General features: G+C 48.5%; 1 protein-coding gene. It reads right to left on the reverse strand.

Annotated elements, in window-relative coordinates:
- Positions 1-147: 147 nt before the first annotated feature.
- Positions 148-1,117: thiolase family protein (locus tag R7Q38_RS24385; RefSeq protein ID WP_318114652.1), on the reverse strand; the 970-nt coding region annotated here is incomplete at its 5' end.

Raw genomic sequence — 1,117 nt, forward strand, 5'->3', positions numbered from 1 at the left:
TCGAACATGGCACATACGCGATTACGTCACTGGTGGCGGGATTGGTGACCTCAACCCAATCTGAGGTTTGAGACTCACGAAACTCACCATCAATAAATAAGGGAACCAAACGAGTCATCATTTACTCCTTTGTTAACTGTGCAGAAATTACAGCGGGATCTCGATACCTATCGCTGTCGCCTCGCCACCGCCAATACACAGTGACGCAACGCCTCGCATCACTTTCTTGTTGCTTGCATCCCCATCAATCCCCAGTGCTTGTAGCTGTCGTAAACTGTGGATCAATGTGACCAAAATGCGAGCCCCACTGGCACCAATTGGATGCCCGAGCGCACAAGCTCCGCCTTTAATATTGACCTTGCTTGAATCAAGCCCTAATTCCGCAACCGCAATTTGTGTCACTACCGCAAAGGCTTCGTTGATTTCCCAGAGATCAATTTCGTCAATCGACCAATCCAGTTGCGACAACAGTTGTTCAATGGCGTAGACCGGAGCTAACGTAAACTCATCCGGTTTTCTCGCATGAGTCGCGTGCGATTTGATGATGGCAAGCGGGGTAAGATTTTGGTGGCGCGCCGTTTCTTCATCCATCAAACTCAACGCGGCTGCACCATCGGAAATGGCACTGGAATTGGCCGCAGTCACTGAGCCTTTTTTATCGAAAGCGGGTTTGAGCTGAGGAATTTTTTCTAGATCGATGGAGCGAGGATGCTCATCATAATCGAGATGGGTTGTGGCAGTTTTTGTCCGGATGTCAATTGGTGCAATTTCATCATCAAACAAACCACGCTCTTGCGCTTCTAACGCTCGTTTTGCAGACATGGTTGCCCACTCATCCATTTTCTCACGGCTGAATTTGAGCCTATCTGCAATTTGCTGAGCATAGACGCCCATCAAGTGCCCTTCGTAGGCATCCTGCAATCCATCGAGAAACATGTGATCGTAAGTGGAGTGATGCCCTAATCGCATGCCATTGCGCACCTCTTTCAACAAATAGGGCGCATTCGTCATGCTTTCCATACCTCCAGCAACAGCCGTTCGAATAGTGCCAGCTTTGATCAAATCATGAGCAAGCATGACGCTTTTCATTCCCGAACCGCAAACTTTATTGATGGTT

Source organism: Vibrio sp. Vb0598 (assembly GCF_033338935.1).
In the GTDB taxonomy this organism is placed as follows: Bacteria; Pseudomonadota; Gammaproteobacteria; order Enterobacterales; family Vibrionaceae; genus Vibrio; species Vibrio alginolyticus.